Origin of the sequence: Dietzia sp. NCCP-2495, from assembly GCF_026011735.1 — a bacterium.
In the GTDB taxonomy this organism is placed as follows: domain Bacteria; phylum Actinomycetota; class Actinomycetes; order Mycobacteriales; family Mycobacteriaceae; genus Dietzia.
Genome location: NZ_BRVN01000003.1, coordinates 141425 through 160821 on the forward strand (window position 1 = coordinate 141425; position 19397 = coordinate 160821).

Sequence of the window (19397 nt, forward strand, 5' to 3'; positions counted from 1 at the left end):
GGCCGTGGAGTCCTCCCCGCTGCTGCTGTGGTTCGACCTGATGGGCGTGTTCTTCTCCGCGCTCCCGCTCGTGCACCGGGTCAAGACGCTGATCGTCACGTTCGACGCCGCGGGGCTCGGTCTGTTCTGCACCTTCGGTACCGCCCGCGCGTTGGAGTTCGGGATGCCGGTCGCCTCGGCGATCGGGTTGGGTGTGGTCACCGCTGTCGGCGGCGGGCTCTTGCGTGACGTGGTGGCCAACGAGATCCCGGCGGTGTTCAGCGGGTCGAACCTGTACGTGGTGCCGGCGGCGACCGGTGCGGCGTCGACGGCGCTCGCCGTGGAGACCGGCACGTGGGGGCCGATCACCGCGGCGCTGCTCGCCGCGTTCGTGTTCGCGTTCCGGATGGTGGCCTGGTGGAAGCAGTGGCGCGTCCCGTCCCAGATGCGCGGTTGGACCGTGCGTGATCTCGGCGAGCTCCGCCGCCGTGAGAGGTCCGTGTTCGGCCGACCTGATCGTGGTGGGGACGACGACGAGGTCACAGCCACCGATCGTGGCGACCTCGGACCAGACGTCCACGGCAGAGGCCCAGGCGGCAGTGGCTCAGACGACAGCGGCTCCGGCCACGGCGACCCCCGCCGGTAGGGTGATCCGGTGCAGTATTACCTCAGCGTGCTGGGATTCGCGGCGATCGATTCGCTCAACATCCTCGCATGGGCCGTCATCGCGGGACTGTGGTTGACCGCTGCCGGTCGCAGCGAGGCGTTCACCCCCAAGGCCGCGCGTTTCACCGGTGGTGCGTTCTGCGGCATCGTGATCCTTGCGCTCGTCTCGGTCTGGGTGATCGGGAACAACGAGGAGTTCGTCCGCAGCCTGTTCCATAATCTGTGGGCGATGGTGGTGCTGGGCGTGATCGGCCTGGTCATCACGGTGCTGGGGCTGCGGTCCCGGCCCGCGGAGGACGAGGCCCCTCCCGAGGCGCCGGTGGCGCAGAGCATCCTGGCGAAGTTCGGGATCATGCTCACCGGTATCACGCTGGGCATCGTCCAGTCGGGCACGTCAGCGCCGTTCGCCGCCGGGATGGTGCTCATCTCCCTCAACGATTTCCAGTGGTGGGTCAAGGTGATCCACATCGTGCTGTTCGCGATAGTGGCGATCATCCCCAGCGTCGCGCTCATCGTCACGCTGTCGCGGGTGAAGTCTGGTGCGGTCGCCGCGGCGACGCGTCGGATCGACCGTTTCCTGTCCTTCGGTCGTGTCGCCGGTCGGATCCTCACCCTGGTGGTGGGTATCGCGCTGCTCGTGGTGGCGGCGGTGCGGATCGTGCAGCTCTCCGGGGTCGTGTCGTAACCCGCGCCTAGTCTGGCGGCTGCCACCGGGACCGGTGGACGACGAACAGACGGAGATCCCATGCAGAACATCACTGATACACAGCGCAGCGCAGCCACCCAGGACACCGCAGCCACAGATCACCCGGTCGCGGACAGTGCCGGTTCGATCCTGTGCGAGGACGGTCTGCGCCGACCCCTGTGGGCGGCGAAGGACCCGCTGCTGCGGGAGTATTACGACACCGAGTGGGGGATGCCCGTCCACGGCGAGGCGGAACTGTTCGAGCGGCTCGTGTTAGAGGGCTTCCAGTCCGGACTGAGCTGGGCCACCATCCTGCGCAAGCGCCCGGCGTTCCGCGAGGCGTTCGCAGGCTTCTCACCGGACGCGGTGGCACAGTTCGGGCCTGATGATGTGGAGCGGCTCATGGCCGATGAGCGGATCGTGCGCAACCGCCGCAAGATCGATGCCGCCATCGCCAACGCTCGGGCGGTGGTCGAGCTCCGTGCCGACGGTGGGCTGGACCAGCTCCTCTGGTCGTACAGGCCCGATCACACGCCCGAGCCCCGGACGATGGAGGAGGTCCCCAGTCGGTCGCCCGAATCCGAGGCGCTGGCCAAGGAACTCAAACGCCGGGGCTTCGGCTTCGTCGGCCCGGTGACGGTCTTCGCCCTCATGGAGGCCGTCGGGATCGTCGACACCCACCTCGTGGACTCGCACCGACGCGGGACGTCGGGTGTCTGGGGCGAGGCCGCGGGATAGTCCGGAGCGCAGGGGCGCGGCGAGGTTCAGACTCAGTGGGGTTCGGGCTCAGCGGAGTTCGCGCTCAGCGAGGCAGCGGCGCGAGCGGGGGCGGGGGAGGGGGCGATGGGGAGACTGTGGGCCCTGCTAGCGAGCCCGCTCCCGCCAGCCGCCCGGTGATCGGGCCGGTGGCGCACTCGGGGAGGCGCCGGATGTCTGCCATCCGCTCGAGCGAACGGTTGAGGTCCTCGGTGGAGAGCACCCCGTTGGCGACGGCACTCTCGACCGCGGTCACCGCCTCGCCGATGCCGTCGGTGGTGATCCACAGCGGGGAATCGGCGCCCGCGATGAGTGCCTCGGTCACGGCGCGGGGGAGGGAGTACTCGCCGGATATCGCGCGCATGCCGGAGAGGTCGTCGGTGAAGATCGGTCCCTCGAAGGCGGGGGCGTCGTAGCCGTGCCCCTCTCGCAACAGCCGGTAGGTGGCGGGGGAGAGGGAGGCGGGACGGTCTGCACCGGTCAACCCGGGGACCTGTTGGTGCCCGAGCATCATCCCGGTCCCCGAAATCGACGCCAACTCCGCGAACGGCCTGAGATCGTGCGGGACCAGCTGGTCCAGGGGCGGCACGGTGACGGAGTCGACGTGACTGTCGCCGGAGGACCGGCCGTGACCGGGGAAGTGCTTGAACACCGGTGTGATGCCGGCGTCGAGGAGGCCTGTCGCGAACGCCCGGGCGTACGTGGTGACCTGCGCGGGATCGGCGGAGAACGAGCGGTCACCGATCACGGACTGGTCGGGCTGCGCCGAGACGTCCAGGGACGGGGCGAAATCGACGGTCACTCCCATGCGTGCCAGGAACTCACCGCGGCCGCGCGCGATGGCGCGAACCTCCTCGGGGGACATGGTGGCGGCCATGACTCGCGCTGACGGGATCGGTCCGGCGTACGGAGCGACGCGGGAGACCCGACCGCCCTCTTCGTCGATGGCGACGAGCAGCGGCAGCGGTGCGTCGCGCTGGAGTTGCGCCAGGGCATCGCCGGACACGACCTCGCCGACGACCCCTGAACCGATGAACACGCCGCCGATGTTGAACTCCTCTACGGCCCGGCGGGCATCGGCTATCGAGCTCACGCCGACCGTGAACAGCTGCGCGATCCGTTCGCGCTGCGTCATGTCCGCGAACGGTGAATCACACGGTGCCACGGGACCGGCGGGCTCCGCGGGGGCGCTGGTCGCAGCGGCAGAGGCCGCCGTCGAATCGGCGTCATCGGCGCTATCGGCACGGTCGGAGGTGGAGCACGCGACACCGGACGCGGTCACTGCGGCGACCAGGACGAGCGCTGCGGTCAACCGTCCTACGCGCAGGGGTCCGCGGCCCCGTGGGCGCACGTCCGTGCGCGGGGGTGCGGGGGTCGCGGGTGACCGGCGCGGCGAGGACACCAGAACAATGTAACGGCAGGACACCGGCCGCAGGACCGCGCCCACCGTTCACCCGTCGGCAACCTTCCACTGGCATGGTGCTCCGGTGACCGCTGCACTCGAACGAAGACTGGGACTGACCGACGCCGTCGTCGTGGGACTCGGCGCGATGATCGGCGCGGGTGTGTTCGTCGCGTTCGCTCCCGCTGCGGCGCGCGCGGGGTCACTCGTGTGGGTTTCGCTCGCTATCGCCGCCGTGATCGCGGTGTGCAACGCCCTCTCCTCGGCCAGACTGGCCGCGCGGTTCCCTGCCGCAGGAGGGACGTACGTCTACGGACGTGTGTTGCTCGGACAGTTGCCCGGCTTCCTCGCGGGCTGGGGATTCGTGGTGGGTAAGACCGCCTCGTGCGCGGCCATGGCACTGACCGTGGGGCTGTACCTCTGGCCGGAGAGGGCACACGTCGTCGCCGCCGCGGCCGTGCTCGCGCTGACCGTCCTGTCGGTGATGGGTGTGCAACGTACGGCAACTGCGTCAAAGGTGCTGGTCGGCATCGTGCTGGTGGTTCTCGCGGTGTTCCTCGTGATGGCGTGGGGCGTGCCGACCGCCGGCCCGGATACCCCCGCATCGATGTCGCTCGCCCCGCCCGTCATCGACGGGGAACACTGGTCCGCCCGGATGCTCGGTGTGCTGGGCGGTGCCGGTTTCTGTTTCTTCGCGTTCGCGGGCTATGCGCGTATCGCGACGCTCGGTGAAGAGGTCCGTGACCCGGAACGCACCATCGGCCGGGCGGTGGTGGTGGCGATCACCGTGGTGATCGTGGTCTACGCGCTGGTCCTGGCCGCGATCATCCACGTTTTGGGGGTCTCGGGTGTGGCCGCTGGTGCGGCACCCGTCCTCGAGGCCGCGGAGCGGATCGGCGGCGGCGAGCTCGGCCCGGTGGTCCGCATCGCCGCCGGGATCGCGGCTCTCGGCGCCCTCCTCGGCGGCATCCTGGGAGTGTCCCGAACTACCATGGCGATGGCCCGGGACCGGCACCTGCCCGCGCGGCTGGCCGCGGTGCACCCCACCTCGCAGACGCCGTACATCGCGGAGATCTGCGTAGGCGTGATCGTTGCCGGGGTGGTCCTTCTCGCAGATGTCCGCCAGGCGATCGGCTTCTCGTCGTTCGCTGTGCTCATTTACTACCTGGTGGCCAACGCCTCCGCGTTGAAACTCGACCGCGCCACGCGACGCCTGCCCGCATGGGTCCCGATGCTCGGCGGCGTGGGCTGCGTGATCGTGGCGGGGAGTCTGCCCTGGCAGTCGGTGCTCGGCGGGCTCGTCGTGTTCGCACTCGGCGGGGTCGTCTACGCGGTGACCCGGCGACGCATGGTCCCACCCGCCGCGCGGTCCCACCAGGCGTAACGTCGGGAGCATGACTGCTTCCGACACCCGAGTCCGACTGCTCCCGTCTCACCTGCGCCGCGCCGTGATCGGCGCGCCGATGGCCGGGGGTCCCACCACCGGAGAGCTCATCGCCGCGGTGGGCGAGGCCGGCGGACTCGGCATGATCGGGTCCGGCTACCTGGACGGGGAAGCCACTCGCGCCGAGATCGCGGCCGTCCGCGAGCTCACCGACGCGCCGTTCGGCGTCAACGTGTTCCTGCTGGACGAGGCCGACTCCGCCGCGGCCCTCGACGCGGCGGGAGGGGCGGCCGCACTCGAGGAGTACGCGGCCGCGCTGGAGCCCGTCGCCCGACGACTCGGAATCGACCTGGCCCGGGATCCGCAGTTCACCGACTTCGACCAGGACGGGACCATCGCCGCGTTGGTCGAGGAGGCCGTACCGGTGGTCTCGTTCACCTTCGGCATCCCGGACGCAGACACGGTGCGAAGGCTTCAGGAGGTGGGATCGGCCGTCGTGGTGACCGTCGCCAGCGTCGAGGACGCCCGGCGGTCAGTCGAGGTGGGAGCGGACTGGCTCTCGGTGCAGGGCGCCGAGGCCGGCGGGCACCGCTCCACCACGACCGTGGGTGAGGAGCCGAACCTGACGAGCACCGTCGACCTGGTGCGGGCGGTCCGCGCGGCGCTGACGGAGACCGAGTTCGTGGCGGCCGGCGGGATCAGCACCCCGGCCGACGTCGCGGCCGCGCTCGAGGCGGGCGCCACCGGCGTGCAACTGGGCACCGTGCTGCTGCGGACGCCGGAAGCCGGGACGACGGCGCTGCACCGGGCGGCGCTGGGCGACGAGAGGTTCACCGAGTCCCGGCCGACGCGCTGCTACACCGGCCGGTACGCCCGCTCGCTGGTCAACGGGTTCGTGGCCGAGCATCACGACGCCGCCCCGGCCGCGTACCCGCACCTGCACGTCCTCACCGGGCCGATGCGCAAGGCGGCGGCGCGGGCCGGGGACGCGGACGTGCCGCCGCTGTGGGCGGGCGCGGGCTGGCGCGCGGCCGGGGCGTACGCCGACCGGCCGGCGGCGGAGATCGTCGCCGAGCTCTGGGACGGCGCCAGGTAGCGCGGGCGGGCCGTGCGCGGGGCCGGACGGCACTGCTCTGGGCCAGGCGGCACAGCTCTGAGTCAGGCGGCGCGGCGCTCGGCCTCGGCCGCGATGTCGGCCAGGTCCTGCTCCATGGCCTTGCGCGTGGCGTTGAGGGCCACCTTGCCCATCAGGGCCGTCACCACGCGGGAGATCGCCGGGGCGTGCGTGGTCTCGGCGCCGAATTGCATGGACAGGGTGGTGCCGCCCCCGGCGTCTGCCGACAGGGTGAAGACGGTCTTGTACTCAGTGCCGCCGTTCTCGGCGACGATCGTCGTGGAGTGGGGTGCGTCCGCGGACTGCACCATCATCTCCTCGGTCGCCTTCATGCCGAACATCTTTCGCGTCTCGCGCCAGCGAAAGCCCGGCTCGTAGACGCCGGCGGTGAGGATCTCGACGGCCGTGACCCCGCTCAGCGTGCGGTGGGCGTTGGGGATGTCGGTGAGGACGTCCCAGACGGTGTGGGGGTCGGCGGCGACGTGGCGGGACAGGTCGAGCTGCATGGGCGCCAGTGTAATGACGGGCGGGCGGAGCGGGTGCCACGGCGGGCAGGGGCTCCGCAGGTGCGGGCGCCGCGTTGCACGAGGCCCCGAAATAGCCGAAACCGGCCCCGTCGGGAAGACGGGACCGGTGTCAGAACCGGGGCTGCCGGGCGCACTGGCCCGGCAGCCGCGAGGTCACTCGACCAGCGAGCCGGTGGCGCTCTTGACGAAGTCACCGATGGTGTCGAGGATGTCGCCGAAGATGCCGGTCGCGCCGTCAACGACATCGGAACCGGTGTTCACGTTGGAGGAGCCGTTGGCCAGGCCGGGGAGGAAGCTCTGAATGGAACCCATGTCGTGGTCCTTTCGTCGTGGGCGGCGCGAGGGTGCGCCGCTCCCTGTGCGGTGGAGTCCATGTGAACCCACTGGGCTGTGAACCCACTGGGGTCATCCGGATCTCACGACTGGACGTTACGGATGGGACGACGCATCGTCATCCATCGTCTGGGAATCCAACCGCGAAAACGCGTGAGGCGCACTTATAATCGCTGCTAACGCCACTGCCGGATCTTCACGTGTGAATCAGCTCACAAAGGTGGTGTGACCCACGGATTCCCGCCGGCCGGGTGCGGGTCCGGCGGCGGGAAATGCACGACGCCGGCACCCGCCCGGAGGCGGATGCCGGCGTCAGCTCAACCGGTCAGCGGGCTAGGCCGCTGGGGGGTTGTTCAGCTCAGAGCGAGCCGACGATGTTGCCGACCGAGCCGACGACGGTGCCCGCAACGTCCTCGGCGGCGGTGGAGCCGGTGTTGAGGAAGCCGTTGGCGGCGGTGGAGCCGGTGCCGATGAGGTCGGTGAAGAAGCCGACGACGCCGTTGAAGATCTTCTCGATCATGGTGATGATCCTTCCGTTCGTGCTCGCGACACACTCTGCGTCGCGACGACTGTGGTTGAGCCCCAAGGGGACTCAATGTCAGGTCCCCCGTGAGGGACTCGCCAAGTTCATCTCGAACTCACGGCGGAACGTTACGGAGACGGGGCCTCGGAATCACCCTGAGGCCGGGTTTGGCCCCCGATTTCCGTTCCGCCGATACTTAGGTTCGCTGCATAAACGGCATTTCTGTTCTTATCTATGAAACGAATCACAAACGGGTCACGATCGCATGTATTGGCGGTGTCGCCGGGGCTCTGCGGGGACCACCGAGGGCCCGTCGATGACATCCGTCGCGGCGGCGGGGGACAATAGGGACATGACTGACTCGACCGACCCCTCCGCGTCGATCCCGCTTCCCGCCGGATTCCGAGCCCACTCGGGTGCCGCGGGACTGCGCGAGGACGGTGACGATGTCGTCGTCGTCGTCAACGACGGCCCGACACCCTCCTCCTCGGCGGTCTTCACCCGGTCCCTCTTCGCCGGGCCCTCGGTGGTCCTCAGCCGCGCCAACGCGGCGAGCGGCCGTGCGCGTGGAGTCGTGGTGGTGGCCAAGAACGCGAACGTCGCCACCGGCGAGCAGGGCATGGCCAACGCGCGCGAGGTCCTCGACCGCACCGCGGCGGCCGTCGGGGTCCCGGCCGACGACCTGCTCATCGCGTCCACCGGCGTGATCGGCCGCCAGTACCCCATGGACCTGCTGCGCACCCACCTCGACGGGCTCGCCGGCGAGGAGTTCCGCGCCGACGCGCGGGCCGTTGCCACCGCGATGATGACCACGGACACGCACGCCAAGACGTCGGTGAGGGGAATGACGACGACGACGGGGACCGCTGCCCGGGTCGTGGGCATCGGCAAGGGCGTCGGGATGATCGAACCCGACATGGCCACGATGATCGCGGTGATCCTCACCGACGCCGCCGTGGAGCCCGGCGTGCTGGACGCCGCGTTCAGGGCCGCGGTGGACGACACGTTCAACTGCCTGTCCGTCGACACGGACACCTCCACCTCGGACACCGCGATCGCGCTCGCCAGCGGTGAGGCGGGCGAGGTGGCCGAGATCGAGCTGCGGGCGGCCCTGCGCGAGGTGTGCCTGGACCTGACCCGGCAGCTCGCACGCGACGGCGAGGGGGCCACGAAGCTGCTCACCGTCGAGGTGACGGGCGCGCGCGACCGCGACCAGGCCAAGCGCGTCGCCAAGGCGATCCTCAACTCGCCGCTGGTCAAGACCGCCGTGCACGGCGCCGACCCGAACTGGGGGCGCGTGGCCATGGCGATCGGAAAATGCCACGACGACACGGACATCGACCCCGAGCGCGTACGCATCGTCTTCGGCGACCTCGAGACGTACCCCGCGTTCCCCGGCGAGGCCGAGCTCGAGCGGCTCACCGAGATCATGCGGGCCGAGGAGGTCACCATCGCGGTGGATCTCGGTGTCACCGACAGCGGCGCCGACGGTGAGGCCGGCGGCAGTGCGGACGGGTCCTGCACCGTCTACGGATGCGACCTCACGCGTGAGTACATCTCGATCAACGCGGACTACACGACGTGACGGGCGGTGGCGGCGCGGCGGCCGGGGAGTCAGTCGGCGCGGAGACCGGGCAGTCGGCCGGCGCAGCGGCCGGCCTCTCACCGAGCGACCTCGAGGAGATCCGCGCGGTGTTCGCCCGGCGGCTCTACGTCATGGACACCAAACAGTGGGAGCACTACGGACCGTGCCACACCGAGGACGTGGTGAGCGAGTCGTGGTCCGCGGAGGGCGGGGCGCCGCAGGTGCGTGGTCGCGAGGCGCTCACCGACGCGATCCGGCGGACGCTCGACGGGGACGCGCCCGTGACGAGCGTGCACCACGGGCACACGCCGCTGATCGAGTACGCCGGGCCGGACCCGGAGACCGGGGAGCCGACCGCCACCGGGATCTGGGCGATGGAGGACCTGCTGTGGTGGAGCGTCGACGGCGCCGAGCGGCACCTCCACGGCTGGGGGCACTACCACGAGCGCTACCGCCGGGTGGACGGTCAGTGGCTCATCTCGTACCGGCGGCTCGAGCGGATCCGTGTCGAGAAGACCCGGGGCTGAGCGGGCTCAGCCGGCCGGGTTCGGACTGCGGCGGGCCATCGTCAGCAGGGTCTCGCGGGTGGAGTTCCAGACCTCGCCGGTGATATCGCCCCACGGGTCATGGCCGCCGGGGACGAGCGTGAGGCGAGCGTTGTCGCCGGCCTGCCGGGCCGCGCGGACGTAGGCCTCGGACTGCTCGGGCAGGACCACCGTGTCCTCGCTCCCGTGGATGCACACCACGGGGACACCGGTGGGCACGTGCGTCACGGGGGAGGCGTCGACATAGCGTTCGCGGCGCTCGTCCGGGCGGCCACCGAGGAGTCGGTGGACGTAGACATCACCCGCACGCTCGGCCATGAGCAGGTCCGCGACCCCGGCGAGTGAGACGCACCCCGCGACCGGGACGACCGGGTCCGCGCCCGGCAATTTCGAGGGCAGTCCCTGCCGACCGGCCACCCACAGGGCGAGGTGCCCGCCGGCGGAATGCCCGGCCACCACGACCCTGCGCAGGTCGAGTCGGCCGTTCAGGCCAGCAGAGATCTCGGCCAGGTGATCCACCGCGTTGCACACGTCGGCGACGGTGGTGGGCCAGCCGCCGCCCGAGGCGACCCTGCGGTACTCGATATTCCACACGGCCACGTCGAAGGACGCCAGGTCCCGGGCCTGGTTCTCCATGTACGTCAGGCCGAGGGAGTCGAGCCAGCCGCCGCCGTGGACGAGGACCACCACCGGGTACGCCGGATTGGCGGAGTCGGGGAGGTAGAGGTCACCGAAGGTCTGTCCATCGGTGTCGCCCGGGTCGTCGTAGTAATACCGTCGCGGTTCACGGACCGGAACCGCGCCCTCCGGCGGCCGGTAGGGGCGCGGTTCGACGGCATCGGGATTCGGGGCGTCCCGTGCGCGTTCGTCCGCACGTCGGTCCTCGCGGTCGTCGAGTGCCGAGGTCGCCGCCCACCCTGCTGCGCCACCGATTCCGGCCGCGAGTCCGATCAGGACCGAACGGCGGGTTCGGTCGGTCCTCGGTCTGGGCATACGGCGGCAGGTCCTCCTGATATCTCGGTGCCGCCTGCGGCTAGGCGGTGCCGGCGACGATGTCGCGTTCCGCACCATCGTAGAACGGGACGTACCCGTTCTTCTTGGACAGCACGAAGACCGGATCGTCGAAGGTGGAGGTGTCGAACGCCTGCTCGCGCAGTTCCGTCTTGCGGCTCTTGAAGGTCGAGGTGGTCTCGAGTTCTTCGGACAGGCGGATGAACTGCGGGACGGCGTAGGAGGGGAGGGTCTCGCGCAGGTGCCGGGCCAGTCCCTCGCCGTCGAACTCGGCGCCGTCGTGCATCCGGACGGCGGCCATGCCGGCCTTGCCGTCCGCGCCGGGAACCGCCACGCCGTAGACGACGGCCTGGTCCACGTCCGGGTAGGTACCGACGGCCGCCTCGACCTCGGTGGTGGCCACGTTCTCGCCCTTCCAGCGGAAGGTGTCGCCCAGACGGTCGACGAACGAGGCGTGCTTGAGGCCCTGGTCCAGCATGAGGTCGCCGGAGATGAACCAGGCGTCACCGTCGGTGAAGGCGTCGCGGACGATCTTCTTCTCCGTGGCCTCGGGGTCGGTGTAGCCGTCGAAGGGCTGCGAGGAGGAGATCCCGCTGAGCAGGAGGCCGACGCCGCCGGTGCCGACCCTGGTCAGGCGGCCGTCGGGCCCGCGGCTGGGCTGGCCGGTGTCCGGGTCGTAATCGACGATCGCGAAGTTCATCGGGCAGTAGCCGGTGGTGCGGGGGACGTTGAAGGCGTTGACGAAGGCGATGTTGCACTCGCTGGCGGCGTAGAACTCGCAGATCCGGTCGATCCCGAATCGCTCCTGGAACCTGGTCCAGAGTTCGGGGCGCAGGCCGTTGCCGGTCACGACGCGGATCGAGTGGTCGCGGTCGCCGGGGCCGGGGTCCTGGTTGAGGAGGTAGCGGCAGATCTCGCCGATGTAGATCGCGGCCGTGGCGCCCGAGGCGCGGGCCTGGTCCCAGAACCGGGAGGCGGAGAAGTGCTCCTCGATGGCCATCGCGGCGCCGGCGGCGAGCACGCAGCCGAGCCCGACCGTGAGGGCGTTGTTGTGGTACATCGGCAGGGTGCAGAGGAGGACGTCGTCCTTCTTCAGGCGCACACCCGACAGGCCGAAGCCGGCCATCGCCCGGTTCCACCGGTAGTGGGACATAGTCGAGGCCTTGGGAAGGCCGGTCGTGCCGGAGGTGAAGATGTAGTACGCGGTCTCGGTTCCGACGGTTTCGGCCGTCTCCGGTGGGTTGACGTCGCCGACGGTGTCGCCGAGTCCGGCGAGCTCGTCCTCGAGCCAGGACATGTCGGCCAGGGACTCCGGTCGGTCACCGGCGGTCAGGCCGCTGTGGGGGAGGTCGACGGGGGAGCTGACGGCGATCAGTTCGCCGATCCACTTCTCGCGGGGGACCGAGGCGGCGGCCTCGGCGCACTCGGCGCCGACGAGCACCACGCGGGACTGCAGGATGTTCTGCGAGTGGTCGAGCACCTCGCCGCGCTGGTGGTGGTTGAGCAGGCCGACCGAGGCGCCGGCCTTGACGGCTCCGAGGATCGCGAGCATGACCTCCGTGCGGTTCGACATGCACACCCCCACCACGTCACCGCGGGTCACGCCGTGGGCCTTGAGGACCTCGGCGATGCGGTTGGCGCGGCGGTTGGCCTCGCCGTAGGTGACCGAGGTGCCGAGGAACCTGAGGAACAGCGAGTCGGGCCGGGATGCGGCGAGCTCCTCGAAACGACGGCCGATCGAGAGCGTGTCGTCCGGCCGTGAGGTCCGCACGATCCGCAGGCCGTTCAGGACCGACGGCAGGTTGCTCATGAGCGAGGGCAGCCCCTTGGCCAGATCGAGGGGGGACAGGGTCCGTGCCTCGTCGATGCGGGAGCTGGTCGGTGCTGTCGTGCCGGTCACGGATACTCCTCGGTGGGGATCGGGGTGGTCTGGGGGCGGGACGCGCCGCCGGCCAGACCACGCCACGCGAGGTCGACGACGACGCCAGCGGCGACTTCGGTGGGCATGGAGTGTGCGGCGATCTGGTTGGCGACCGCCTCACCCGCACCGACGAGTGCGGTGGCCACCACCTGGAGCACCTCGCGGCTGCGGGATTCGACCGAGTTCTGGGCGAGCAGGTCGGCGGTGAGGTCGACGAGGACCGATCGGGTCTTCTCGACCTCGTCCCGGAAGACCGGCTCGGCCATGGCCTGACGGTAGACGACCGTCCACGAGTCCGTGTTGGCATCGACGAATTCGAGGAACGCCTGGACCACGCTCTCGAGACTGTCGCGGGGGCCGTCACTGCCCGTGGCGGCGCTGGTGAGTCCTTCGATCAGGCGACCGGACTCGCGGGCGACGCACGCGGAGAACAGTTCCTCTTTGGAGCCGTAGTACAGGTAGAGCATCGGCTTGGAGATGTTCGCGTCACGCGCGATGGTGTCCATCGATGCCGAGCGGTACCCGAGATCGGCGAAGACCCGGATGGCGGAGTCGAGCATCTGCTGCTCTCGGATGGCGCGTGGGATGCGCTTTGTCTTGGCCGACACAGTGCTCCTCCGGGCGGGTCGTGGATCGGTGGTCGTGGCCCGGGGATGAGGCGGGCTGCCGCGCGCCCGGACCTGACCCCGTGGTGTGTTCTGCCACACTAACTTACCCGTCGGTAATAACGTATGGGTTTCTTCGTCATTCCGGGGTGCGGGACTCACTGCGCAGGGAGGTGGGCGGGGCGGGTGCTAGTCTGTGCCCGTCGGGGTGCCCTCGGGGCGCTCCATGATTCGCATTTGTCACACCGGAACGCAGGGAGAACTCGATGAGCTTCGGTACCGGAGCGCTCGCCAGCGCAGTCGGCGGAATCGTCCTCGGCGGCATCGTCGCGTTCGGCGTCAACACCGCGATGGCCGAGAACTCGATCCCCGAGGTGCCGCAGCCGCCGGTCGACCAGGCCCTGCTCGGCCAGGTCGAGTACGGCGCGCGCTGACCCGCACGCACCTTCACCTCCGCCGGTCCAGGTGATCCGCAGGGTCCGTCCCGGCGCCGGCGCGCGCGACGGCATCGTCGCGTTTCTCGCCTTTCTCCTGCTGGCCTGCCTGCAGTCGCCCGGCCTGATCGTCCCGGACACCAAGTACGACCTCGTCGCGGACCCCGTCGGGTTCCTCTCCGGTGCGACGCACCTGTGGACCGGCATGTCCTTCGCCGGTCAGGTCCAGAACCAGGCGTATGGCTACCTGTTCCCGCAGGGTCCGTTCTTCGCCCTGTTCGACCTGGTGGGGATGCCCGACTGGCTGACCCAGCGCCTGTGGTGGGCGGTCGTACTCACCGTCGCCTACCTCGGGGTGGTGCGCGTCGCGGCGGCGCTGCGGATCGGCACCCGGTTCACCCGCGCCGTCGCCGGGGTCCTCTACGCGCTCGCGCCGCGCATGCTCGGCGATCTGGGCTCCATCTCCTCGGAGGTCTGGCCAGTCGCGCTCGCGCCGTGGGTGTTGCTGCCGGTCATCCGGGTGTTGCAGGGACGCATGTCCCCGCGGCGTGGTGGCGCGGGTGCGGCGCTCGCCCTGGCGTTGATGGGTGCGGTCAATGCCGTGGCCACCGCCGCGGCGTGCCTGCCGGCGATCCTGTGGTGGGCCATGCACCGGCCTTCTCGGACGTGGGCGCGACTCGCCGCGTGGTGGCTGCCGTTGTCGGCCGCGGTGTGCGTGTGGTGGGCAGTACCGTTGGTGCTGCTCGGTCGGGTGTCGCCGCCGTTCCTGGACTATATCGAGTCCGCCGAGGTCACCACCCGGTGGTCGTCCGCGACCGAGGCGTTGCGCGGCGCCGCGACGTGGGTGCCGTTCGTCTCGACCGACCGCACCGCCGGGGCAGCCCTCACGAGTGAGCCGGCGTTTGTCCTGGTCACCGGCGTGGTCGCGGCCGTGGGCGTCCTCGGTCTCCTGCGTCGGGAGATGCCGGCGCGCGGCAGGTTGATGGGGATCGCCGCGGTCGGGCTCGTCGCGATGACCGCCGCGTGGGTCGGCCCCGCCGGTGGTGGGCTCGCCGAGGCGGCGCGGGCGTTCCTCGACGGCGGCGGCGCGCCGTTGCGCAACGTCCACAAGTTCGAGCCGCTGCTGCGACTGCCGCTCGTCCTGGGCGTCGCCCATCTGTTGGCGCACCTGCTCGCCGGGATCGGTCGTGACCGCCGGTCGGTGGTGGGCGCCCTGGCACATCCCGAGCGGGACAAGTCGGTGGCGCTGGCGATGATCGTGGTACTCGCGGCCTCGGTCTCGGTGGCGCCGGCGTGGCTCGGCCGACTCGCCCCGGTCGGCGCGCACGAGAAGGTGCCGGACCACTGGACCGAGGCCGCCGCGTGGCTGTCGGAGAACGCGCCGGTCCCGGCAGATCCCACCGGGGCAGATCCGGCCGCCACCACGCGCGCGCTCGTCGTTCCCGGTTCCTCCTTCGGCCGTCAGGTGTGGGGGGTGACGCGTGACGAGCCGTTGCAGCCGCTCGCCGAGACCCCCTGGGCAGTTCGCGATTCGGTTCCCCTGCAGCCCGCCCCGGCGATCCGTGCCCTCGACGCCGTGCAGCGACGCCTCGCCGATGGTCGCCCCGCGCCGGGGATGGCGGCCACGCTCGCCTCGCTCGGCATCGGGTACCTGGTGGTGCGCAACGACCTGTCCGCCGACTCCGAGGCAGCCCGCCCGGTTCTGGTGCACGAGGCGATCGACGGATCGCCGGGGTTGGTGCGCGTCGCCGACTTCGGGGAACCGGTCAGTGCCGCGCCGGTCGAGGGCGGAGAGGGGGTAGAGGGCGGAGAGGGGGTAGAGGGCGGAAAGGGCGCCGGAAACGGCGGGAATGACGACGACGAGCCCGTCGTCGTCGCCGATTCCGGACTCCGGCCCGCGTATCCGGCGATCGAGATCTACCGCGTCGACTCCCGGCTGGGCTCGGACGCGACCCCGCCGGGGCCTCCGCGCTCGGCCACGGCCCCGTACACGGTGGAGCTGCGCGACCTGCCGGTGGTGGCGGGCGGACCGGAGGCGATGGCCGCGCTGGACGACCTGCTGGCTTCCCGCGACGCGATCGGATCGCCCGCCCGTGTGACGCGCCTGCTCGAAGCCGATGCGCTCGCCGCCGGTGTCGGCCCGGCGACGGACCCGTTCCCGCGACCGAAGCCGGTCAACTCCGTTGGGCCGGTCCTCACCGATTCGCCGATGGACCGCGAGACCGACTTCGGGCGCCTCGACCACCACTCGTCCGCCGTGCGGGCCGAGGACGATCCGCGGCGGAGTCGAGGCACGGTGCCGGACTACGCGGCCAGCGTCAACGGGCCCGCGGCCAGCATCAACGGGCCCGCGGCCAGCGTCGCCGACGACCAGCCCCCGCTGGCCCGCGCGACGTGGTGGGACGCGCGGGTGAGCGTGTCGTCGTCGGCGTCGGACTCCTCCCAGACCGGACAGGTGCTGCCCGCGCACTCGGTGGCCGCGGCCGTCGACGGCGACCCGGACACGACCTGGCGCTCGGGAGGCTTCGGCTCGGGGTTCGGTGAGTGGATGGAGATCGAGACGTCCGAGCCCGTCGACCGGGCAGTCCTCCGGCTGACCGTGCCCGATCCGTCCGCGGGGCCGGCGGTGACGTCCCTGCAGATCCGGACCGATTCCGGCACCACCTCGGTGTTCCCGACGCTGGGGGAGGAGACCACCGTCGCGCTTCCGCCGGGCCCCACGTCGCGGGTGCGGGTCACCGCGACCGGATTCGCGGACGGCACCCGGGGCACGTACTTCGAGATCGCCGACATCGGCCTGACCTCCCGGGGCGAGGACGTCCCGCTGCTGCGGACGATCGCTCTGCCGGAGCGGCCGGACGCGGGAGACCCAGCCGCGGGAGACACAGCGGTGGCACCGTCCGGGTGGCTCCTGCGCCAGGAACTGCCGGGGCGCTCGGACTGCGTCCACTCCGGCCAGACGGTGGACGGACTGGCTGGTGCGGAAGAGGAGACCGGGTCCGTCCGCTGCGCACCCGGACTGCAGATCGACGCCGAGGAACCCGGCCGGTTCGCCCGTCTGCTCGACGTCCCGGCGGACACCGCCGTGACGCCACAGCTGCTGGTGCGTGCCCGGCCCGGGGAGGCGCTCGACGACGTTCTCCGCGGTGACCCCGCCACCCGATTCCGGCAGGTCCGCGCCAGTGGCGAGTCGCCGGTCACCGATCCGGCGGGCGGCCCGAGCGCCGCCGTCGACGGTGACCGGGCCACGAGTTGGCACGCCCCCGACGGGCCGTCGCCCACCCTTGACCTGGCGCTACCGGGCAGACACCTCGTCGGCTCGCTGCGCCTGTGGGCACCCCGCTCCGCGGCCCCCGCGGCCCCGACGGTCGTGACGATCGATTCCGGTGTGCAGCGCACGACGGTCGATCTGACGACGCTCGAGCCGGAGGAGGACGGCTCCGTCGTCGTCGACCTCCCACCCGACTACACCGACGAGGTGACCCTGCGCGTCGACACCACGCGCGACGTCCGCACGCCCGCCGGGGCACCCGTGCCCCCCGGCCTGGCGGAAGTGTGGGTGCAGGACGACACCGGCGCCCGCATCGGCGCACTCCCCGCCGCGAACGACGAGCCCGTGACGCTGGCCTGCTCGGACGGACCCACCCTCCACATCGGTGACCGGGTGGTGGCGTTCCGGCTCACCGCGACCCGCCGGGACCTGCTCACCGGCGCCGCCGTGACGGCCGAACCCTGCAGTAGCGGGCCCGTCGCGCTGTCGTCGGGGGCGCAGGAGGTCTCGGTCGATCCCGGGCAGGCGTTCAGCGTCGACACGGTGGGGCTCGTCGTCGTCGACCCCGAGAGCGGAGACGGTGAGGGGAACCGGGGCGTACCGAACCGGCGCGACCGTGGCCTCTCCACCGATCACTCGGTGCCGCTCGGCGGAGCGCTGCAGCCCACCCGCGCCGTCACCACGGTGCGGTGGGACGACTCGCGGCGCGAACTCGCGGTCCCGGGGTCAACGAGGTCCCGCGTGCTCGTCGTGCCGGATTCGATCTCGCCGGCGTGGCGGGCACGGCTCGTGATCGGAGGTGACACAGCCGGGGGTGAGGCGATCGACGTGCAGCCCATCGCGATCGACGGCTGGAAACAGGGGTGGGTCCTGCCCGCCGGACCCGCCGCGACGCTCGTCCTGGACGTGCCGCTGGACCGGCCGTACCGGGCCGCGCTGCTGACCGGGCCGATCGCCGCGCTGCTCGTCGCGCTGCTGTTCCTCGTGCGCGGCCGCCATGACCGGGCCGGAGACCGCGCCCGTCCGAGGCGCGCCGGTGGCGCGGTGATCGTGGCCGCGACCGCCGCGGTCGGGTTCCTGGTGGCGGGGGTGACCGGACTCGGCCTCACCGCGGCGGTGGTCGCCGCGGCTTTGGCGACCAGCCGCTACCTCGGCGCGGCGCGGGCCCGCCGGTGGCTCGTGGTGGGATCCGGGACCGGGATCGTCCTGGGCGCGGCGCTGCTCGCCCGCGCACCGTGGCCCGATCCGCTCGGCTACGCCGGGGACGGACTCGGGCCGTCGCTGGCGACCGCCTTCGGGCTGGTCTGCGCGGGGCTCGCGCTCGGCTGGCCGTCGGTGGGCGAGGCGTCGGTGGGCGTGTCGTCGGTGAGACGTCCGGATTCCGGCAGGGCCCCGGGATCGCGGCGCGGCGTCAACCAGCCACGCGACGGCTCCTCGACCAGCGAGTAACTCACCGCCGCGATCACCGTCGACACCACCGCGGTGACCAGCCACACCTCGAGCATCCGGCCGGAGAACATGGGCACGAACGCGATCTCGAACGCGAAGTACAACACCAGCACGTGCCACAGGAACACCCCGTACGACCAGCGGCCGAGCATGGTCATGGGGCCCGAGCCCAGCCCGGCGAAACGGAGACCGGCCGGCGCGAGCGCGACCGGGGCCAGCAGGCAGAACGCCACCACCGCACCCAGCGCGGTGCGGGCCGCGAACTCCGGTCCGGGCGGATGGACGAACCCCTCGGTGAACCACTGAGGCACCGTCGTGGCCACGAACGCCACGCCCGCCAGCGCCCACCAGCCCCAGCGGGCGTGGCGGTGTCGTGCCAGCGCGGCCATACGGCCGGGCGGGGCGGCGACCAGCTCGGCGAGGATCATCCCCGCCGCGAACCACGAGGCGAACGCCGGCGGCAGGATCTGGTCGTTGAGTCGCTCGGGCAGACCCAGGTCATGCCACGGCACGAGCGCCCAGCCGAGGCTGAGTGCGGCAACCACCGAGATCACCGGGATCCGCCAGCGCGCAGCCCGGCCGCGCAGTCCGGCGAGCGAGAACCACAGCAGCGGCAGGACGAGATAGAAGGACATCTCCACGGACAGTGACCACGCGTGGGTGAGGCCCTCGACGAGGGAATCGGGGACGAACACCTGCGTCAGGGTCAGGTTGGCGACCCAGGTCGACGCCGAGGCGGACGCGTTGTGGGGCACGAGCAGGAAGGCCGCCGCCACCAACGCGAGGTAGGCGGGCATGATCCGCACGACCCGCGAGCGGAGATAGGTGCGGGCCGGGCGGGCGGTCCCCGGGGCACCGGAGCGGGCGTGCAGGGCGTGGACCCGCCAGAGGAGAAAGCCCGACAGGGCGAAGAACACCGCCACGGACAGGTCCATCCGGCCCCAGATCCGGTGGATCGCCGAGCCCGTGGACGAGGCCGTCTGGAACGCCACGTGCGTCGTGAGAACGGCGAACGCGGCCACCGCGCGCAGTCCTTCGAGGGCCGGGACGAAGCCCCGCGCGGCGGGCAGGGTTCCGACTTCCGGGTCGGGGGTGCCTAATGCGTTCTTCATCACTGTTAATCTTCTCCTGATGATGGTCCGACCGGGCAATCGCCCCGAGGTACCCGGGGCGGGTCGGACCCAGGCCGCAACTCCAGGAGGACTAC

At 71.3% G+C, this 19397-nt stretch carries 16 protein-coding genes and 1 pseudogene; 9 read left to right on the top strand and 8 right to left on the bottom strand.

The features are described 5' to 3' along the window. Positions 1–4: 4 nt before the first annotated feature. Genes OPF83_RS05020 through OPF83_RS05030 form a run of 3 tightly spaced genes read left to right on the top strand, consistent with a single transcriptional unit; the run spans position 5 to position 2068 of the window. Positions 5–625: a trimeric intracellular cation channel family protein gene (locus OPF83_RS05020; RefSeq protein ID WP_264886121.1), complete on the top strand. Its 621-nt coding sequence runs from the start codon at positions 5–7 to the stop codon at positions 623–625. A gap of 9 nt (positions 626–634) precedes the next feature. Further along, positions 635–1330 carry a hypothetical protein gene (locus OPF83_RS05025; protein ID WP_264886122.1) on the top strand — a complete coding sequence of 232 codons (696 nt, stop codon included), beginning with the start codon at positions 635–637 and terminating at the stop codon, positions 1328–1330. A 60-nt stretch (positions 1331–1390) separates the two neighbouring features. Further along, positions 1391–2068, top strand: coding sequence for a DNA-3-methyladenine glycosylase I (locus tag OPF83_RS05030; RefSeq protein WP_264886123.1), 678 nt, complete (start codon positions 1391–1393; stop codon positions 2066–2068). Between the two features lie 64 nt (positions 2069–2132). Here OPF83_RS05030 and OPF83_RS05035 read toward each other — a convergent pair whose 3' ends face one another. Then, positions 2133–3221, bottom strand: a complete 1089-nt coding sequence (locus OPF83_RS05035; RefSeq protein ID WP_264886124.1) for a glycoside hydrolase family 3 N-terminal domain-containing protein — start codon at positions 3219–3221, stop codon at positions 2133–2135. Between the two features lie 352 nt (positions 3222–3573). On the opposite strand from OPF83_RS05035, the gene OPF83_RS05040 reads away from it, so the two are divergent. Together OPF83_RS05040 and OPF83_RS05045 are read left to right on the top strand one after the other, a co-directional pair. Continuing rightward, complete coding sequence (locus OPF83_RS05040) at positions 3574–4872, top strand: APC family permease (RefSeq protein WP_264886125.1); 1299 nt, start codon at positions 3574–3576, stop codon at positions 4870–4872. A gap of 10 nt (positions 4873–4882) precedes the next feature. After that, a complete protein-coding gene (locus OPF83_RS05045) occupies positions 4883–5968 on the top strand; it encodes a nitronate monooxygenase family protein (protein ID WP_264886126.1) in 1086 nt (361 codons plus the stop codon). A 62-nt stretch (positions 5969–6030) separates the two neighbouring features. Here OPF83_RS05045 and OPF83_RS05050 read toward each other — a convergent pair whose 3' ends face one another. The 3 genes from OPF83_RS05050 to OPF83_RS05060 all read right to left on the bottom strand — a co-directional run bounded on the left by OPF83_RS05050 (position 6031) and on the right by OPF83_RS05060 (position 7366). Next, a complete protein-coding gene (locus OPF83_RS05050) occupies positions 6031–6492 on the bottom strand; it encodes an SRPBCC family protein (protein WP_264886127.1) in 462 nt (153 codons plus the stop codon). Positions 6493–6666: 174 nt separating this feature from the next. Then, positions 6667–6825, bottom strand: coding sequence for a hypothetical protein (locus OPF83_RS05055; RefSeq protein WP_264886128.1), 159 nt, complete (start codon positions 6823–6825; stop codon positions 6667–6669). 379 nt (positions 6826–7204) lie between these two features. Continuing rightward, entirely contained in the window at positions 7205–7366 is a 162-nt protein-coding gene (locus OPF83_RS05060) for a hypothetical protein (protein WP_264886129.1), read from the bottom strand. Positions 7367–7721: 355 nt separating this feature from the next. Between OPF83_RS05060 and argJ the strand changes: the two genes are divergently transcribed. Together argJ and OPF83_RS05070 are read left to right on the top strand one after the other, a co-directional pair. Further along, positions 7722–8954 (top strand): bifunctional glutamate N-acetyltransferase/amino-acid acetyltransferase ArgJ, encoded by a 1233-nt coding sequence (gene argJ / locus OPF83_RS05065; RefSeq protein ID WP_264886130.1) that lies wholly within the window; start codon positions 7722–7724, stop codon positions 8952–8954. A gap of 98 nt (positions 8955–9052) precedes the next feature. Further along, positions 9053–9481: a nuclear transport factor 2 family protein gene (locus OPF83_RS05070; protein WP_264886218.1), complete on the top strand. Its 429-nt coding sequence runs from the start codon at positions 9053–9055 to the stop codon at positions 9479–9481. A 6-nt stretch (positions 9482–9487) separates the two neighbouring features. Here the strand turns inward: OPF83_RS05070 and OPF83_RS05075 are convergent, their stop codons facing one another. The 3 genes from OPF83_RS05075 to OPF83_RS05085 form a co-directional block, all read right to left on the bottom strand. Continuing rightward, positions 9488–10492: a S9 family peptidase gene (locus OPF83_RS05075; RefSeq protein ID WP_264886131.1), complete on the bottom strand. Its 1005-nt coding sequence runs from the start codon at positions 10490–10492 to the stop codon at positions 9488–9490. A gap of 40 nt (positions 10493–10532) precedes the next feature. After that, positions 10533–12320: a long-chain-acyl-CoA synthetase gene (locus tag OPF83_RS05080; protein WP_375546213.1), complete on the bottom strand. Its 1788-nt coding sequence runs from the start codon at positions 12318–12320 to the stop codon at positions 10533–10535. 86 nt (positions 12321–12406) lie between these two features. After that, complete coding sequence (locus tag OPF83_RS05085; protein ID WP_264886133.1) at positions 12407–13039, bottom strand: TetR/AcrR family transcriptional regulator; 633 nt, start codon at positions 13037–13039, stop codon at positions 12407–12409. Between the two features lie 263 nt (positions 13040–13302). Between OPF83_RS05085 and OPF83_RS05090 the strand changes: the two genes are divergently transcribed. Together OPF83_RS05090 and OPF83_RS05095 are read left to right on the top strand one after the other, a co-directional pair. Continuing rightward, positions 13303–13470, top strand: coding sequence for a DUF2613 domain-containing protein (locus OPF83_RS05090; RefSeq protein WP_264886134.1), 168 nt, complete (start codon positions 13303–13305; stop codon positions 13468–13470). A 31-nt stretch (positions 13471–13501) separates the two neighbouring features. After that, positions 13502–15700, top strand: a pseudogene (locus tag OPF83_RS05095) (DUF3367 domain-containing protein); the annotation flags it as partial. A gap of 2294 nt (positions 15701–17994) precedes the next feature. Here OPF83_RS05095 and OPF83_RS05100 read toward each other — a convergent pair. Next, positions 17995–19302 carry an acyltransferase gene (locus tag OPF83_RS05100; protein ID WP_264886135.1) on the bottom strand — a complete coding sequence of 436 codons (1308 nt, stop codon included), beginning with the start codon at positions 19300–19302 and terminating at the stop codon, positions 17995–17997. Between the last annotated feature and the right edge of the window lie 95 nt (positions 19303–19397).

Bases quoted from the DNA above. Each gene is read 5' to 3' on its own strand.
- OPF83_RS05030 (WP_264886123.1), top strand. From the start codon at position 1,391: ATGCAGAACATCACTGATACACAGCGCAGCGCAGCCACCCAGGACACC.
- OPF83_RS05035 (WP_264886124.1), bottom strand. From the start codon at position 3,221: ATGACGCAGCGCGAACGGATCGCGCAGCTGTTCACGGTCGGCGTGAGC.
- OPF83_RS05045 (WP_264886126.1), top strand. From the start codon at position 4,883: ATGACTGCTTCCGACACCCGAGTCCGACTGCTCCCGTCTCACCTGCGC.
- OPF83_RS05050 (WP_264886127.1), bottom strand. From the start codon at position 6,492: ATGCAGCTCGACCTGTCCCGCCACGTCGCCGCCGACCCCCACACCGTC.
- OPF83_RS05055 (WP_264886128.1), bottom strand. From the start codon at position 6,825: ATGGGTTCCATTCAGAGCTTCCTCCCCGGCCTGGCCAACGGCTCCTCC.
- OPF83_RS05060 (WP_264886129.1), bottom strand. From the start codon at position 7,366: ATGATCGAGAAGATCTTCAACGGCGTCGTCGGCTTCTTCACCGACCTC.
- argJ (WP_264886130.1), top strand. From the start codon at position 7,722: ATGACTGACTCGACCGACCCCTCCGCGTCGATCCCGCTTCCCGCCGGA.
- OPF83_RS05075 (WP_264886131.1), bottom strand. From the start codon at position 10,492: ATGCCCAGACCGAGGACCGACCGAACCCGCCGTTCGGTCCTGATCGGA.
- OPF83_RS05080 (WP_375546213.1), bottom strand. From the start codon at position 12,320: ATGAGCAACCTGCCGTCGGTCCTGAACGGCCTGCGGATCGTGCGGACC.
- OPF83_RS05090 (WP_264886134.1), top strand. From the start codon at position 13,303: ATGAGCTTCGGTACCGGAGCGCTCGCCAGCGCAGTCGGCGGAATCGTC.
- OPF83_RS05100 (WP_264886135.1), bottom strand. From the start codon at position 19,302: ATGAAGAACGCATTAGGCACCCCCGACCCGGAAGTCGGAACCCTGCCC.